Source organism: Achromobacter sp. SIMBA_011 (genome assembly GCF_046535435.1).
GTDB classification, from domain to species: domain Bacteria; phylum Pseudomonadota; class Gammaproteobacteria; order Burkholderiales; family Burkholderiaceae_B; genus Achromobacter; species Achromobacter dolens.
In genome coordinates this window covers 1-262 of the sequence record NZ_JAWRWN010000664.1, presented here as the reverse complement: position 1 = coordinate 262, position 262 = coordinate 1, and the positions used below count along the sequence as shown (strand labels likewise).

The following is a 262-nucleotide window of genomic DNA, read 5'->3' as shown; positions in this document are numbered from 1 at the left end:
CTGAACGGTGGTAAGGCCGATATGGTGATGGTTGGCGCACATAACAAGCAGGCTATCTCCGGCTTCTCGGGTATCGCTACGCGCTTCCTCGACGTTGAAGCTGGCGCACAAGCCGAAATCATCGGTGCTGCTGACGTGTACGTGTCGGACTTCGGCAGGGTTGCAGTCGTCCCGAACCGCTTCCAGCGTCAGGGCGTCGCACTTGGTGTTGACGTGGAATACGCGGCAGTTGCGTACCTGCGTAACTTTCAAATGAATCAAC

The 262-nt window shown here is 56.9% G+C and carries 1 protein-coding gene; it reads left to right on the top strand.

Annotation, left to right across the window (positions count from 1 at the left end; translation table 11 throughout):
* The coding region (locus SB816_RS32620; protein ID WP_410548328.1) for a DUF5309 family protein at positions 1 to 262 on the top strand (262 nt) is incomplete at both ends.